The 14,129-nt window shown below is 68.3% G+C and carries 13 protein-coding genes and 1 riboswitch; of the genes, 2 read left to right on the top strand and 11 right to left on the bottom strand.

Annotated elements, in window-relative coordinates:
- From DSP71_RS02960 to DSP71_RS02950, 3 genes are all read right to left on the bottom strand, one after another.
- A partial coding sequence (locus DSP71_RS02960) for a sigma-70 family RNA polymerase sigma factor (RefSeq protein ID WP_147251175.1) occupies positions 1-757 on the bottom strand: 757 nt, incomplete at its 3' end.
- Between the two features lie 728 nt (positions 758-1,485).
- Entirely contained in the window at positions 1,486-2,658 is a 1,173-nt protein-coding gene (nagA, locus tag DSP71_RS02955; protein ID WP_113680329.1) for an N-acetylglucosamine-6-phosphate deacetylase, read from the bottom strand.
- Positions 2,655-4,166, bottom strand: a complete 1,512-nt coding sequence (locus tag DSP71_RS02950) for a family 20 glycosylhydrolase (RefSeq protein ID WP_113680328.1) — start codon at positions 4,164-4,166, stop codon at positions 2,655-2,657. Before DSP71_RS02950 ends, nagA begins: the two co-directional genes overlap by 4 nt.
- Before the next feature lie 108 nt (positions 4,167-4,274).
- Positions 4,275-4,359, top strand: a riboswitch (ZMP/ZTP riboswitch).
- A gap of 38 nt (positions 4,360-4,397) precedes the next feature.
- Here DSP71_RS02950 and glyA point away from each other — a divergent pair.
- Together glyA and DSP71_RS02940 are read left to right on the top strand one after the other, a co-directional pair.
- Entirely contained in the window at positions 4,398-5,672 is a 1,275-nt protein-coding gene (gene glyA, locus DSP71_RS02945) for a serine hydroxymethyltransferase (RefSeq protein WP_046748839.1), read from the top strand.
- Positions 5,673-5,840: 168 nt separating this feature from the next.
- Positions 5,841-6,719: a bifunctional methylenetetrahydrofolate dehydrogenase/methenyltetrahydrofolate cyclohydrolase gene (locus tag DSP71_RS02940; RefSeq protein ID WP_046748840.1), complete on the top strand. Its 879-nt coding sequence runs from the start codon at positions 5,841-5,843 to the stop codon at positions 6,717-6,719.
- A gap of 76 nt (positions 6,720-6,795) precedes the next feature.
- On the opposite strand, the gene DSP71_RS02935 is transcribed toward DSP71_RS02940, so the two are convergent.
- The 8 genes from DSP71_RS02935 to DSP71_RS23020 all read right to left on the bottom strand — a co-directional run.
- Positions 6,796-7,353 (bottom strand): hypothetical protein, encoded by a 558-nt coding sequence (locus DSP71_RS02935; RefSeq protein ID WP_113680327.1) that lies wholly within the window; start codon positions 7,351-7,353, stop codon positions 6,796-6,798.
- 30 nt (positions 7,354-7,383) lie between these two features.
- On the bottom strand, positions 7,384-8,106 hold the full coding sequence (locus DSP71_RS02930; protein ID WP_046748842.1) for a DUF6882 domain-containing protein: 723 nt from the start codon (positions 8,104-8,106) through the stop codon (positions 7,384-7,386).
- 38 nt (positions 8,107-8,144) lie between these two features.
- Complete coding sequence (locus DSP71_RS02925) at positions 8,145-9,374, bottom strand: MFS transporter (RefSeq protein WP_052748791.1); 1,230 nt, start codon at positions 9,372-9,374, stop codon at positions 8,145-8,147.
- Positions 9,375-9,487: 113 nt separating this feature from the next.
- Entirely contained in the window at positions 9,488-10,288 is an 801-nt protein-coding gene (locus DSP71_RS02920; RefSeq protein WP_113680326.1) for an HpcH/HpaI aldolase/citrate lyase family protein, read from the bottom strand.
- The gene (locus tag DSP71_RS02915; protein ID WP_113680325.1) at positions 10,273-11,058 is read right to left on the bottom strand and encodes a 2-keto-4-pentenoate hydratase; all 786 of its coding nucleotides are present in this window, start codon (positions 11,056-11,058) and stop codon (positions 10,273-10,275) included. The genes DSP71_RS02920 and DSP71_RS02915 overlap by 16 nt, the downstream gene beginning before the upstream one ends.
- Positions 11,059-11,067: 9 nt before the next feature.
- Positions 11,068-12,231 carry a 3,4-dihydroxyphenylacetate 2,3-dioxygenase gene (hpaD, locus tag DSP71_RS02910; RefSeq protein ID WP_046748845.1) on the bottom strand — a complete coding sequence of 388 codons (1,164 nt, stop codon included), beginning with the start codon at positions 12,229-12,231 and terminating at the stop codon, positions 11,068-11,070.
- A gap of 92 nt (positions 12,232-12,323) precedes the next feature.
- Positions 12,324-13,823: a 5-carboxymethyl-2-hydroxymuconate semialdehyde dehydrogenase gene (hpaE, locus tag DSP71_RS02905; protein ID WP_113680324.1), complete on the bottom strand. Its 1,500-nt coding sequence runs from the start codon at positions 13,821-13,823 to the stop codon at positions 12,324-12,326.
- On the bottom strand, positions 13,820-14,129 hold a 310-nt coding region (locus DSP71_RS23020), incomplete at its 5' end, for an FCD domain-containing protein (RefSeq protein WP_258546235.1). The genes hpaE and DSP71_RS23020, both read right to left, overlap by 4 nt.

The following is a 14,129-nucleotide window of genomic DNA, read 5'->3' as shown; positions in this document are numbered from 1 at the left end:
GGACGAGTGGAAGCAGCACGAGGGCCAGACGCTTGGAGACGTCCTTCGCCTCGGCCGCGACGATCATGCACCGCGCGCACTCGTCCAGGTGCAGTTCGAGGCGCTTGTGATCGCGAGTGCTGAGGTTGCCGCGCGAGTACGCGCCCAGGTGCTCGATGGTCCACTGGCACTCTGAGCCGTCTTCGGCGCTGCGCAGATGGGCCTGGATCCACGCTTCACGCAGGCCTTCGCGGGCGCGGAAGGCCAACTGCGACACGGCGCCGGCCTTCATGCCGAGCAGCGGCCCGACTTCCTGCGGCTTCATCTGCTCGATCTCGGTGTACCAGAGCACCTCCTGCCAACGGGAGGGGAGGCTGCGGAACGCCTGAGCGGTGAGGCTGCGGTCGAGTGCCTCGCTCGCAGCCTGGTCGGTGCTGTCGGGGTCGGCGACGGTGTCGAGTTCGTCGATCGCCGTCTCGCGGCGCGCGCGCCCCCACCCTGCGGCCGTGTTGCGGATGCTCGTGAAGAGGTAGGCGCGGAACGAGCCGTTGGGGCCGCCGCCTTTGAGGATCGCCTGATAGATGCGCGTGTACGACTCCTGCACCAGATCGTCCGGGTCGATCGACGAGGTCACGGAGCGCGCGACGGAGAGTCCGGACGGATAGTGTCGGCGCCAGAGTTCACCGAACGCCCCCGTGTCTCCCGAGCGGGTGCGGAGGATCAGGTCGGCGTCGCCGATCGTTTCGTCGTGAGTCGTGTTCTCTTCGTGCACAATCATCCATCTGTCGCGGGGCGCAGCTGCGCCTCCACCGGAAGAGACGCAGGAGAGCGCCTCTCATCACGCGACTTCATCATTCTCTCGCGAATCTCCCAGGTAAGCCACCCTCCGTCGGAACTCCAAGCGGATGCCCGGCTTCGGGCACTGTCACCGCCCAGCGGGCGTGCGATGTGCGGGGCCGGAGATCGACGACGTCTTTTCGGGCTGTCGAAGTTTTTTCGGGAAGTCGCGTAATGAATCGGGATGTGCCACGTCTCATCCCATGTAGACAGCCGTAGCGATCCCACCGGGGGGCGGGATCCAGGCACTGGTGCGGGGGGTATTCGCGCCGGTCGGGCGGGTCGGGATCCTCGGGGGAGGAGAACCCGGCCGCCCGTCTCACGAGGGGGAACGAGGCCGCCTATCTGGGGAACGGCGGCCTCCCACACGTTGATCAGATGATCGAGAGCGACTTCTCGAAGTTTTTTCGGGAAGTCGCGTAATGAATCGGGATGTGCCACGTCTCATCCCATGTAGACAGCCGTAGCGATCCCACCGGGGGGCGGGATCCAGGCACTGGTGCGGGGGGTGTTCGCGCCGGTCGGGCGGGTCGGGATCCTCGGGGGAGGAGAACCCGGCCGCCCGTCTCACGAGGGGGAACGAGGCCGCCGATCTGGGGAACGGCGGCCTCCCACCCCACCAACGCATGACCGGAGAGCGCAGAGCTGCGCGTCGCGCGCGGCGCCGTCTCAGACGAGCAGCCGTGGTCCTGACCACACGCGCGCGACGCGCAGTTCCGCATCCAGCAGCACGGCGTCGCCGAGCATCCCGGGACTGAGTCTTCCCAGGAAGGCGTCGCGCCCGATCGCACGCGCCGGGGTCTCGGTGAGAGCCCGGACGGCTTCCGCCAGGCTCGCCCCTGCCTGCACGGCGCGCTGCAGAGCCACATCCTGCGTCAGCGTGGAGCCGGCGATCGACCCGGTGTCATCGGCTCTCGCGACTCCGTTCTCGACCGTCACGCTCACCGCGCCGAGGTCGTAGTGGCCGTCGGCGCTTCCTGCGGCCGCCATCGCGTCCGTGATCAGCGCCACTCGTCCCGGCGCGGAGTCGAACACCAGCTTGATGACGTGCGGGTCGAGGTGGACGTTGTCGGCGATCGCCTCGAGGACCACACGGTGGTCTGCCGCCGCGGCGAGCACAGGTCCGGGGGCACGGTGATGGATGCCCGGCATCGCGTTGAACGCGTGCGTGAGGATGGAAGCGCCGGCCTCGAACGCCGCGACCGCCATGCTCGCGTCCGCGTCGGTGTGCCCGACCGCAGCCGCCGAACCGGCTGCGACGATCTGCCTGATCGCGTCGAGCCCGCCTGGAAGTTCGGGAGCGATCGTGACCTGGCGGATGGTGCCACGTCCGGCGTCCAGCAGTCGCGCGACGTCGGCGGTCGTCGGATGGCGCAGCAGTGACGGTTCGTGCGCACCGTGGTGACCGGGGTCGAGGAACGGACCCTCGAGGTGCGAGCCCAGGATGTCGGCATCCGTCTCGGTCAGGTCGGCGATCAGCCCGACGCTGCGGGCGAGCGAATCCAGCGACGCCGTGACCAGCGACACGACGGCGCGGGTCGTGCCGTGCTCCCGGTGCAGATCGCGGCCGATGCGGATCGCCTCCGCCCCGTCGTCGAACGCCGCGCCGGCGCCGCCATGGCCGTGGATGTCGACGAATCCCGGGGTGAGCAGAGCATCGGCACCGGCGACGGCCGTCGCGTCGACGACCTCATCCGCGGACGTCCACCCCGAACCGGTCCCGCGCTCGGTCACGATGCCGTCGTCGATACGGACCCAGCCGTCCTCGACGATGTCGCCGTGGTCGACGATCCGTGCGGAGTGGATGACCAGCGAACCGGTCGCGGAGGAGTGGGTGCTCAACGTGCGCTCCAGGGGATCTCGTCTGCGGGGTGGAAGTCGACCCCCTCAGCCTTCCACAACGGGGCGAGCGACCCGACGCGCACGCGGAACGACTCCCACGCGCGTTCCGGTGCCTCTCTCGGCGACCAGGCGACCTCGGCCTGTGCGGCCGCGCGAGGAAAGACCAGCTGTTCGACCTCGTCGAGCGTGCGGGTGGTCTCCGACCACAGTGGAGCCTCGATGCCGAGGATCGCGCTGTCCGGCACGTCGAGGACGTCGGTGGGTTCCCACTCGTAGGCGGAGCGCACATCGATGATCGCTGCCCAGGTGAGGCCCAGCGGGAAGTCCTCGGTGTACTTCATGTCGAGATACGTGACGTCCGCCGCCGACATGATCAGGGCGCCGCCGCGCTCGACGAAGTGGGCGGCCTCCTCGGCGTGTGTGCCCTCGGGGGTGGTCTTCCCCCAGTACTGTCCGACCGTGCCCTCGGCGATGTGCGCCGCCGAGCCCATCTCGTGCCAGGCCACCGGGATCCTGCCGGCTTCCACGACGATCGCGGTCGCGCGCTCCGCGAAGAGATCGAAGTCGGCTTGAGGTGTTCCGAGGGACTCGTCGCCGCCGATGTGGATGTAGGGGCCAGGGGTCATCTCGGCGAGCTCACGCACGACGTCGCGCACGAAGTCGTAGGTGCGCTCATCGTGGATGCGCACGCTGGAGTGGCCGACCCCCCACCCCAGGTAGGTCTCACCGGCGACGGGGAGGGGCTGGCCGAGCCGCTCCGACTCCGCGATCAGGTTGTCGTTCAGCACGGGTGCCTCGACGAGCTCGGGGTAGGCGACGCCGATCGCGTGGGTATGGCCGGGAAGGTCGATCTCGGGGATGACGATCATGTGACGCGAGGCGGCGTATCTCACGATCTCGCGGTAGTCGTCCTTCGTGTAGAAGCCGCCGGGGTCGCCGTCCGCCGAGGTGAGGGATGCCCGCTCGGTCAGCAGGGGCCAGGAGTCGATGTGCACGCGCCACCCCTGGTCGTCGCTGAGGTGCAGGTGCAGGTGGTTGAACTTGAGGGCGCTGGTGCTGTCGATGAACCGCTTGACGTCGTCGACGCCGAAGAAGTGACGCGCCACGTCGAGCATGACTCCGCGCCGCGGGAAGCGGGGGGAATCCGCGACGTCCGCGCCGAGCAGGCCCCAGCCGGACTCGTCCTGGCGCAGCAGCTGCAGCAGTGTCTGCACGCCGTAGAACAGTCCCGCCTCGTCGGCACCCACGACGACAGCCCGCTCGCCGACCTCGAGTGTGTACCCCTCGGGTGCGGAAGAGGTCGCATCGATCAGCAGCTCGATGTCGGCGGGCGCCTCGTCCGCGAGCGACAGGCGGATACCGCTGCGACGCTCGACCGCCTCGATCAGCTGGTCGGCAGCAGGGGAGGAGCCGAGAACACGCGTCGTCGCGGTGATCGGCATCCGTCCTTCGCGCGGGACGGCCGAAACGGGTGCGGGGACCAGAGGGAGAGGATGAGGAAGGACCATGAACAAAACCTACCCGTCGGTGTCGTCGAGGGGAATGGTCGAGATCGAATCGATTCTGCGACGATGGCCGGATCAGCAACGTGCGCGCCGGCTCTGATCGGCTATGCTCGTAACCGTCGCGACTGGCGTCTGGGTGGACTACCACCGGGGAGCGACTGACCACGGAATTCGACCGCGCGCCTGGGCCGATAGGAACACCCCTTTCGAATCCGTCGTCAAAAGGAGCACGTCATGACCGACCGTTACTTCAACGCCCCGCTCTCCGAGGTCGATCCCGAGATCGCCCAGGTGCTCGACCGCGAGCTGAAGCGTCAGCAGACCTTCCTCGAGATGATCGCATCGGAGAACTTCGTGCCCGTCTCGGTGCTGCAGTCGCAGGGCTCCGTGCTCACCAACAAGTACGCAGAGGGCTACCCCGGTCGTCGCTATTACGGCGGCTGCGAAGAGGTCGACGTGGCTGAGGAGCTCGCCATCTCCCGCGCCAAGAGCCTGTTCGGCGCGGAGTTCGCGAACGTCCAGCCGCACTCAGGTGCATCCGCGAACGCCGCTGTGCTGCACGCGATCGCCCGCCCCGGCGACACCCTGCTCGGCCTGTCGCTCGACCAGGGCGGCCACCTCACGCACGGCATGAAGATCAACTTCTCCGGTCGTCTCTACGACATCGTCGCCTACGGGGTCGACCCTGAGACCTCGACGATCGACATGGACGAGGTGCGTCGTCTCGCGATCGAGCACAAGCCCAAGGTGATCATCGCCGGCTGGTCCGCCTACCCGCGCACGATGGACTTCGCGGCGTTCCGTGCGATCGCCGACGAGGTCGGGGCGCTGCTCTGGGTCGACATGGCGCACTTCGCCGGCCTCGTCGCCGCAGGTCTGCACCCGAACCCGGTTCCTCACGCGCACGTGGTCTCCTCGACCGTGCACAAGACCATCGGCGGACCGCGCTCCGGCTTCATCCTCACCAACGACGCCGAGCTCGCCAAGAAGATCAACACCGCGGTGTTCCCTGGCCAGCAGGGCGGGCCGCTCATGCACGTGATCGCCGCGAAGGCGACCGCCTTCAAGCTCGCAGGCACGCCGGAGTTCAAGGAGCGCCAGGAGCGCGTGCTCCGCGGTGCGAAGCTCATCGCCGAGCGTCTGTCGCAGCAGGACGTTCAGGACGCCGGCATCGCCGTGCGCTCAGGCGGAACCGACGTGCACCTCGTGCTCGTCGACCTGCGCGACGCCGAGATCGACGGCAAGCAGGCCGAGGACCTCCTGCACGACATCCACATCACGGTGAACCGCAACGCCGTGCCGAACGACCCGCGTCCGCCGATGGTGACCTCGGGTCTGCGCATCGGTACGCCCGCGCTCGCGACCCGCGGCTTCGGTGATGCCGAGTTCACAGAGGTGGCCGACATCATCGCGCTCGCGCTGCTCCCCGGTGCCGATATCGAGGCCCTCCGCGCGCGCGTGGACGCCCTCGCCGCCGCTTTCCCGCTCTACCCCGACCTGCAGCAGTAGCACCTCTCGCTCCTCGCTCCGCGAGTGCACGCGATATCGCCGAGTGCACGGCTCGTTCACGCGAACCGGCCGTGCACTCGCCGAGTACCGGTGCACTCGACGGGCCGAGTGGGGCGAGGGGGCAAGGTGAGCAGGAACAGGACACGACAGGGAAAGAAGGAAGAAGACATGACCGCGAAGATCCTCGATGGGAAGGCGGCCTCTGCGGCGATCCGTGCCGAGCTCACCGAGCGTGTCGCCGAGCTGAAGAGCAAGGGGATCACGCCGGGAATCGCGACGGTGCTCGTGGGTGCCGATCCGGCGTCGCAGCTGTACGTGGGCATGAAGCACCGGCAGTCCGAGGCGATCGGCATGAACTCGATCCAGCGTGAACTGCCCGCCGATGCGACGCAGGCCGACGTCGAGGCCCTGATCGACGAGCTCAACGCCGACCCCGCCTGCCACGGCTACATCGTGCAGCTGCCCCTGCCGAAGCACATCGACACGGACGCGATCCTCGAGCGGATCGACCCGGCGAAGGACGCGGACGGCCTGCACCCGACCAACCTCGGTCGGCTGGTGCTGAACGTCAACAGCCCGATCCACACCCCGCTGCCGTGCACGCCGCGCGGTGTGATCGAGCTGCTGCTGCGCAACGACTACGACCTCAAGGGCAAGCACGTCGTGGTGGTCGGACGCGGGGTGACCATCGGTCGCTCCATCGGCCTGCTGCTGACCCGACGCGACCTCAACGCGACCGTCACACTCACCCACACCGGCACCGTCGACATGCCGAAGTACCTGCGTGAAGCCGACGTGATCGTCGCCGCCGCCGGGGTGAAGCACCTGATCCGCGCGGAAGACGTCAAGCCCGGAGCCGCCGTGCTCGACGTGGGCGTGACGCGCGAGACCGACCCCGACACCGGCAAGAGCCTCGTGTTCGGCGACGTCGCACCGGATGTGGCCGAGGTCGCGGGGTACATCTCCCCGAACCCGGGCGGCGTCGGCCCCATGACGGTCGCCCTGCTCATGACGAACGTCGTGGAGGCCGCTGAGCGGTCGCTCTGACGACGACCGACCTCGAGACGAGAAGGCGCCCATCCTGGAGGATGGGCGCCTCTCGTCTTCGCGGAGCGGGGTCGAATCAGCCCAGCTCGTCGAGCATCCGACGCTGCTCGGCCGTCAGACCGTCTCCGAGCTCGTCACGTGCGGCTCGGGTCTCGGGGGTCTCGGGGACGGGCGCGGCGGCGGAGGGCGCGGTCTTCGTCCCGCCCTTCATCCTCGCCTGCACCGAGTCGTAGATCTCGCCGGCCTTCGCCCGCAGGCGATCGTCGATCTGGTCGTAGATCATCCACCCGAACAGCAGCGCCAGGGGCGGCAGCACGAATGCCCAGAACCCGGAAGCGCGCACACCGCTCAGCCAGACCGTGAGCACCCAGATGATGAGTTCGACGAGGTACACCAGCACGTACTGCACGATCTTCTCGCCGGTCTTCGTGCGCTCGGCCGCCGATTTCGCCGCCGATCTGCGGAAGGCCCCGGCGAGCAGGGGCTTCACGAACAGGGCGGCGAGAGTCAGGACGACCGATGCCCACAGGGCGTTGAGGCCGACGGAGACGCCCGGCAGCAGCAGGCCGATCAGCAACAGGGCCGCGACGTTGAACACGTAGAGCGCGGCGAACCGGACGATTCCGTTCTTCATGCGACCAGAATCCCACACCTCAGGAGGCGATCACCCCTGGGTCTGCAGGGTGCTCTCGATCCCGCTGATGCGGGCCTGCTCGTCGAAGCGGAAGCTCGCGGTTCCCGTGGCATCCGACACCGTCGCCCCGGAGAACGCCTCGTCCGTCCAGGTGAGGGTCCACCCCGCGAGACGCGCGAGGTCCCAGACCGCCGTGCGCGCGTCGGGGAGTGCCGTGGCGGAGAGGACACGGGGCAGTGCGATGACCGCATCCGCGACCGTGAGCGGTGCGAGCGGGGCATCGAGGAGGAACACGGCGCGGGTTCCGTTGCCGACCGGGGCGGAGTAGTACGGGGAGCGGCCAGTGAGCTCGACGGCGACACCGCCGATCGTGTGCGCAGCCTGAGCGATCCACGCGTCGTCGCCGGACACGCCGTCGGGGAACGGCACCTCCGCCGTCGTCAGTTCTGTGATCCCGTGCTCGCTGCCATAGGCGTGCAGCTGACCCGCGACGCCCTGCGGGTCGCCGCTCGGATGCGCCCAGGCCCAGAGGAGAGAGCGGGGGCCCGGCGCGATCGTCGCGATCAGGTGGGCGCGGGCGACCAGCTGGCGAGACGGATCCGCGTCGGACGTGAAGGTGATCGTGCCGGCGGCCAGGTCGGCGTCCCAGCGGTGCTCGCCGAGGGCGTCGGCAGCGGCGGACAGGGCGTCCTGACGGAGTGCGACGAAGAGAGCGGCACGATCGGCGAGGGGCTGGAGCGCGGCGAAGGTCATGCCCACAGTCTCGCGGTCGATGCTATGAATCCGCTCGCTCATACGGGGAGCGTCGCGGATTGCGGCCTGCCCATCCGCCACACGCTCGGCACCGCGAGCGTGACGAGCGCGACACCCGCGTAGACGACCCCGGACGTGATCAGAACGGTCGCCGGATCTGCGTGCGTGATCAGCCAGCCGTAGACCAGGGTTCCGATCGGCATCACGACGAAGCTCCCGAGCATGTCGTAGCTCGACACCCGGGAGAGCTTCTCGCCGGGGATGTTCTCCATCATCGCGAGGTTCCAGCCGGTGCTGAACACCTCGGCGCCGGCACCCGCGATGAAGGCGGCCATGGCGAGCAGGACCACGGCGGGGTGGACGCCCAGCATCGTGACGGGGATCGCGAACGCGGCCATGCCGATCATCCCGTAGCGCAGCGGTCGTCGCAGCGGGAACCACATCAGCAGCAGGGTCATCAGCAGCACCCCGACGCCTTCGGCGCTGACCACCCATCCCCAGCCGGTGATGCCCAGCAGGTCGTTGTTCTTGGCGATGTACGGACCGACGACGCCCCACGCGCCCACATGGATGGCGTTCATGATCATGAAGGCCAGCACGATCGTCCACAGCCACGACCGGCTCCAGAACTCCCGCCAGCCGATGCGGAGGTCGTGGAACATCGTGGTGCCGCCCGCGTGCGATGGCGGCGGGAGCTTCACGAGCGCCAGCACCGGGATCGCGATCACCCAGCCGGCGGCCTGCACCACCATCGCCCACGCCGGCCCCGCCGTCGCCACCAGGACGCCCGCGATGATCGGGCCGCCGATGGTCACGGCGGACCGCACGAAGGACAGCATCGCGTTCGCCTGCTGCAGGTGCTCCGGCGTCGTCAGCTGCGGGATGATGCCCTGCATCGCGGGCAGCACGAATGCCGTGGAGGCGCCGTTCACGATCGACAGCACGATGAGCAGGGGGATCGTGGCGGTGCCGGTGAACAGCAGAGCCGCGATCGTGCCGATCGAGAGGATGTCGACCACGTAGCAGGCCTGGATGATCAGGGCACGGGGGAGACGGTCGGCGATCACTCCACCGAACAGCACGAACACGATGTTGCTGATCGTGAAGGCGGCGAGCACGAACGACAGCGACCTGGCGTCGTTGTCGATCTCGAGGACCGCGAACGCGAGCGCGATCGACGACATCGAGCCGGCGATCATCGTGATGGCGCGCGCCAGGAAGAACCAGCGGAAGTTGCGGTCCTGCATCGCGGCGAGCCCGCGGATCACCTCACGACCTCGCCTCTGTGCACCCGGCTATCCTGCCATGGCCCGGAGTCCTTCGAATCGCGCAAAGGGGTGCATCCAGGACCTGGATACGACGATTCGCGCGAGTCGAACGGTCAGTAGCTGGCGCGGTCGGCGGCATCCACGGCGATGAAGCGAGCGGCCAGGGCCTCGGAGGCGCGGGCGAGCAGCGCCACATCGGCTCCGACCGCCACGAAGTCGGCGCCGGCCGCGAGATAGGCATCGGCGGCCGCGGGGTCGAAGGCGTTCACACCCACGGCCTTGCCCGCAGCCTTGACGGCGGTGAAGACCCTCTCGACAGCGGCCGTGACCTCGGGGTGGGTCTGCTGGCCGAGCAATCCCATCGACGCGGAGAGGTCGGAGGGACCGACGAACACCGCGTCCACCCCGTCGACCGCGGCGATGTCGGCGGCGGCTTCGACGCCCGCGGCCGTCTCGATCTGCACCGTCAACGACACGTGTTGCGCGGATTCCTGCAGATACCGGTCGACGCGATTCCAGCGGGCGCTGCGGGCCAGAGCGCTGCCCACTCCGCGCACGCCCTCCGGCGGGTACCGGGTCGCGGCGACGGCGGTGCGCGCCTCTTCGGCGGACGACACCATCGGGACGATGAGGTTCTGCGCCCCGAGGTCGAGGACCTGCTTGATCGCGACGGTGTCATTCGACGGCACCCGAACGAGGGGAGCGATCGGGTAGGCGGCGACCGCCTGAAGCTGCACCAGCACGGACTCCAGCGTGTTCGCCGAGTGCTCCATGTCGATCAGCAGCCAGTCGAGACCCGACCCCGCGGCGACCTCGGCGAGCAGCGGGCTGCCGGAGCAGACCCACATCCCCACGAGCGATCGGTCGGAGTCGGCCAACTGCTCGCGGAAGGACGGAGCTAGACGAAGCGGCATGCGATTGTTCCCATCGGTCCGTAATCGCACAGCACCTCGTCGCCGCGCGACACCCACATCGGGCGCGTGAACGATCCTGCCAGGATGATCTCGCCCGCTTCGAGACGCGCGCCGTGCTGGTGGAACTTGTTCGCGAGCCATGCCACTCCGGTGGCCGGATGCCCGAGCACCCCGGCGGCGACACCGGTCTCCTCGATCTCTCCGTTGCGGGAGAGCACGCCGGGCACCCAGCGCAGATCGATCTCGTCCGGACGCCTGTGCACCGTGCCGAGCACCATCGCCCCGTAGGCGGCGTTGTCGCTGATGGTGTCGACGATCGTCCGGCCCTCGAGCTCGATGTGCGAGTTCAACACCTCGAGCGCCGGCACCGCGTAGTCGATCGCCGCGAGAGCGTCCTCGAGAGTGCAGTCCGGCCCCTCGAGCGGCGTCTTCAGCACGAAGGCCAGCTCGACCTCGATGCGCACGTTCGAGAAGTGGTCGACGGGGATCGCGGCGCCGGACTCGTACACGGTGTCGTCGAACATGACGCCGTAGTCCGGTTCGGTGATCCCCGTCGCCTGCTGCATGGCCTTGGAGGTCAGGCCGATCTTGCGCCCCACGAGGCGACGTCCCGCAGCGATCTGCGAGTCCCTCCAGACGCCCTGGATCGCGTAGGAATCCTCGACCGTGGCTTCGGGGTACCGCGCCGTGATGCGCGGGATCACGCTGTGCGCGCGGTCGGCATCGGCGAGTTCTGCGGCGATCGCGGCGATCGTCTCCTCTGGCAGCATCGGATCCTCCTAGAGCTGGTGGCCGAGCTTGTACTCGCCCTGCTTGTACTCGGGCATGTCCTTGTCGTCTTCCGCTCGCGTGTAGGAGAAGCCGTCGGCACCGATGGTCACTGCCATCTCGCTGGAGTCGGTGCGGGCGACCACGGGCTGCGGGTTGCCGTCGAGGTCGAGCACCAGAGACGCATCCGTGTACCAGGACGGGACGACGGGGTTGCCCCACCAGTCGCGGCGCTGGTTGTCGTGCACGTCCCAGGTGATGACCGGGTTGTCGGGGTCGCCGGTGTAGTAGTCCTGCGTGTACACCTCGACGCGGTGCCCGTCGGGGTCGCGCAGGTAGAGGTAGAACGCGTTGCTCACGCCGTGACGGCCGGGACCGCGCTCGATCGAGTCGGAACGGCGCAGAGCTCCGAGCTTGTCGCAGATCGCGAGGATGTTGTGCTTCTCGTGCGTCGCGAAGCACACGTGGTGCATGCGCGGTCCGTCGCCGCCGGTCATGGCCGTGTCGTGCACGGTGGGCTTGCGGCGCATCCAGGCGGCGTAGACCGTGCCCTCCTCGTCCTGGATGTCCTCCGTGACGCGGAAGCCGAGGTCCTGCATGAAGCCGACGGCGCGCGGCACGTCGGGGGTGACCTGGTTGAAGTGGTCGAGCCGCACCAGCTCGCCGGGGATGTGCAGGTCGTACCGCCACGACATCCGCTCGACGTGCTCGGTGGCGTAGAAGAACTCGTACGGGAAGCCGAGGGGGTCGACCACACGCACCGAGTCTCCGATGCCCTTCACGAAGCCGCCCTCCTTGCGGCGCACGTCGCAGCCCAGCTCGGTGTAGAACTCGACGGCGCGGTCGAGGTCCTCCGGCGTGCGGACGCGGTACGAGAACGCGGCGACGGCGGCGATCGGTCCCTTTCGCAAGACGAGGTTGTGGTGGATGAACTCCTCGGTCGAGCGCAGGTAGATCGCCTCGTCGTCCTCCGCGGTCACGTACAGACCCAGGACGTCGACGTAGAACTGGCGCGACGCGGCGAGGTCGGTGACCACGAGCTCCATGTAGGCGCAGCGCAGGATGTCCGGAGGCGAGCTCTGCGGCGTCGCGATGGGGTTGTCCGAGCGGATCGGCGCCTCCTGGGAGACGTAGAAGCCCGAGGAGGTCAGGGTCATGTCGTCGCGGTGTGTCATGTCAGCGTCCTTGCTTACGGTTCCGGTCGCGATATTCCAGGGAATTCGGGCGAGAAGCCTGTCATATCGCGACCGGAGCGGAGGGGTTGTGGTCAGTTCTTGCCGAAGGTCGGGTTGTGCGAGTGCTCAGCGAGCGTGATGTGCACGCTCTGCTGGTCGGTGTAGAAGTCGATGGAGCGATAGCCGCCCTCGTGGCCGAGGCCCGATGCCTTCACACCGCCGAACGGGGTGCGGAGGTCCCGCACGTTGTTGCTGTTCAGCCACACCATGCCGGCCTCGACCGACTGCGCGAAGTTGTGCGCACGCTTGAGGTCGTTGGTCCAGATGTAGGCGGCCAGACCGTACTTCGTGTTGTTCGCGAGCGACAGCGCCTCGGCGTCGGAGTCGAAGGGCGTGATCGCGACGACCGGACCGAAGATCTCCTCCTGGAAGATGCGGGCATCGGGGGAGACATCGGCGAACACGGTCGGTGCGACGAAGTTCCCTTCCTCGAAGCCCTCCGGACGGCCACCGCCGGCGACCAGGCGGCCCTCGCCCTTGCCGATCTCGACGTAGCTCATCACCTTGTCGTAGTGCTCGGGGTGAACGAGCGCTCCGACCTCCGTGGCGGGGTCGTGCGGGTAGCCGACCTTGACGCGCTTCGCCTGCGCCGCGTAGCGCTCCACGAACTCCTCGTAGATCGACCGCTCGACGAGGATGCGCGAACCTGCCGTGCAGCGCTCGCCGTTCAGGGAGAAGACTCCGAAGATGGTCGCGTCGACGGCGGCCTCCAGGTCGGCATCGGCGAAGACCACGGCGGGCGACTTGCCACCGAGCTCCATCGAGAGCCCCTTGAGGACGGGGGCCGCGTTGCCGAAGATGATCTGTCCCGTACGGCTCTCGCCGGTGAACGAGATGAGCGGCACGTCGGGGTGCTTCACGAGCGCGTCGCCCGCGTCTTCGCCGAGGCCGTTGACGAGGTTGAAGACACCCTGGGGGAGGCCGGCCTCCTCGAAGATGCCCGCCCAGAGGGATGCCGAGAGCGGCGTGAACTCGGCGGGCTTGAGCACGACCGTGTTGCCGGTGGCCAGTGCGGGACCGAGCTTCCAGGACTCGAGCATGAACGGCGTGTTCCAGGGTGTGATGAGTCCGGCCACGCCGATGGGCTTGCGGTTGACGTAGTTCATCTGCTTGCCCGGCACCTTGAAGGCGTCGTCGGACTGCGCGACGATCAGGTCGGCGAAGAAGCGGAAGTTCTCGGCGGCGCGGCGGGCCTGCCCCAACGCCTGCGTGATCGGCAGGCCGGAGTCGTACGACTCCAGCTCGGCGAGCCGGGCGTCGCGCGACTCCACGATGTCGGCGATCTTGTGCAGCACCCGGGAGCGCTCGCGCGGCAGCATGCGCGGCCAGGGACCTTCGTCGAAGGCGCGCTTGGCTGCGGCCACCGCGAGCTCGATGTCGGCCTTCTTGCCGGCAGCGGCCGTCGTGTAGGTCTTGTTCGTCACCGGGTCGAGCACGTCGAACGTGTCGCCGTCGACGGAATCCACGAAGGCGCCGTCGATGTAGTGCTGGATGTGGTCGGGGAGGTCGGCGGGGATGCGCGAATCGGTCATGAGGTTTCTCCGGTCGTCTGTGCAGAAGTCGTCTGTACTGGATTCGTCTGAGCTGAGGTCGTCTGGGCGGAACGGGTGTGCAGGGCGTCGAGGAACGCGTCCATGGTGCGCCAGCGGTGGTTGCGCGCGGCGAGTTCGATCTCGAGCGGATCGGCGCCTGCTCGGATGAGGTCGAGGATCTCGGTGTGCTCCTCGACCGAGTGCTGAGCGCGCCCTGGAATCGAGGCGAAGGTCGTCTCGCGGATGCCGGAGAGTCGCGACCAGCCGCGGTGCACGAGATCGAGCAGGTGCGGGTTGGGGCACGGC

Origin of the sequence: Microbacterium sp. H6 (assembly GCF_003314775.1) — a bacterium.
Classification (GTDB): domain Bacteria; phylum Actinomycetota; class Actinomycetes; order Actinomycetales; family Microbacteriaceae; genus Microbacterium; species Microbacterium oxydans.
This window is presented reverse-complemented; position numbering and strand designations above follow the sequence as displayed.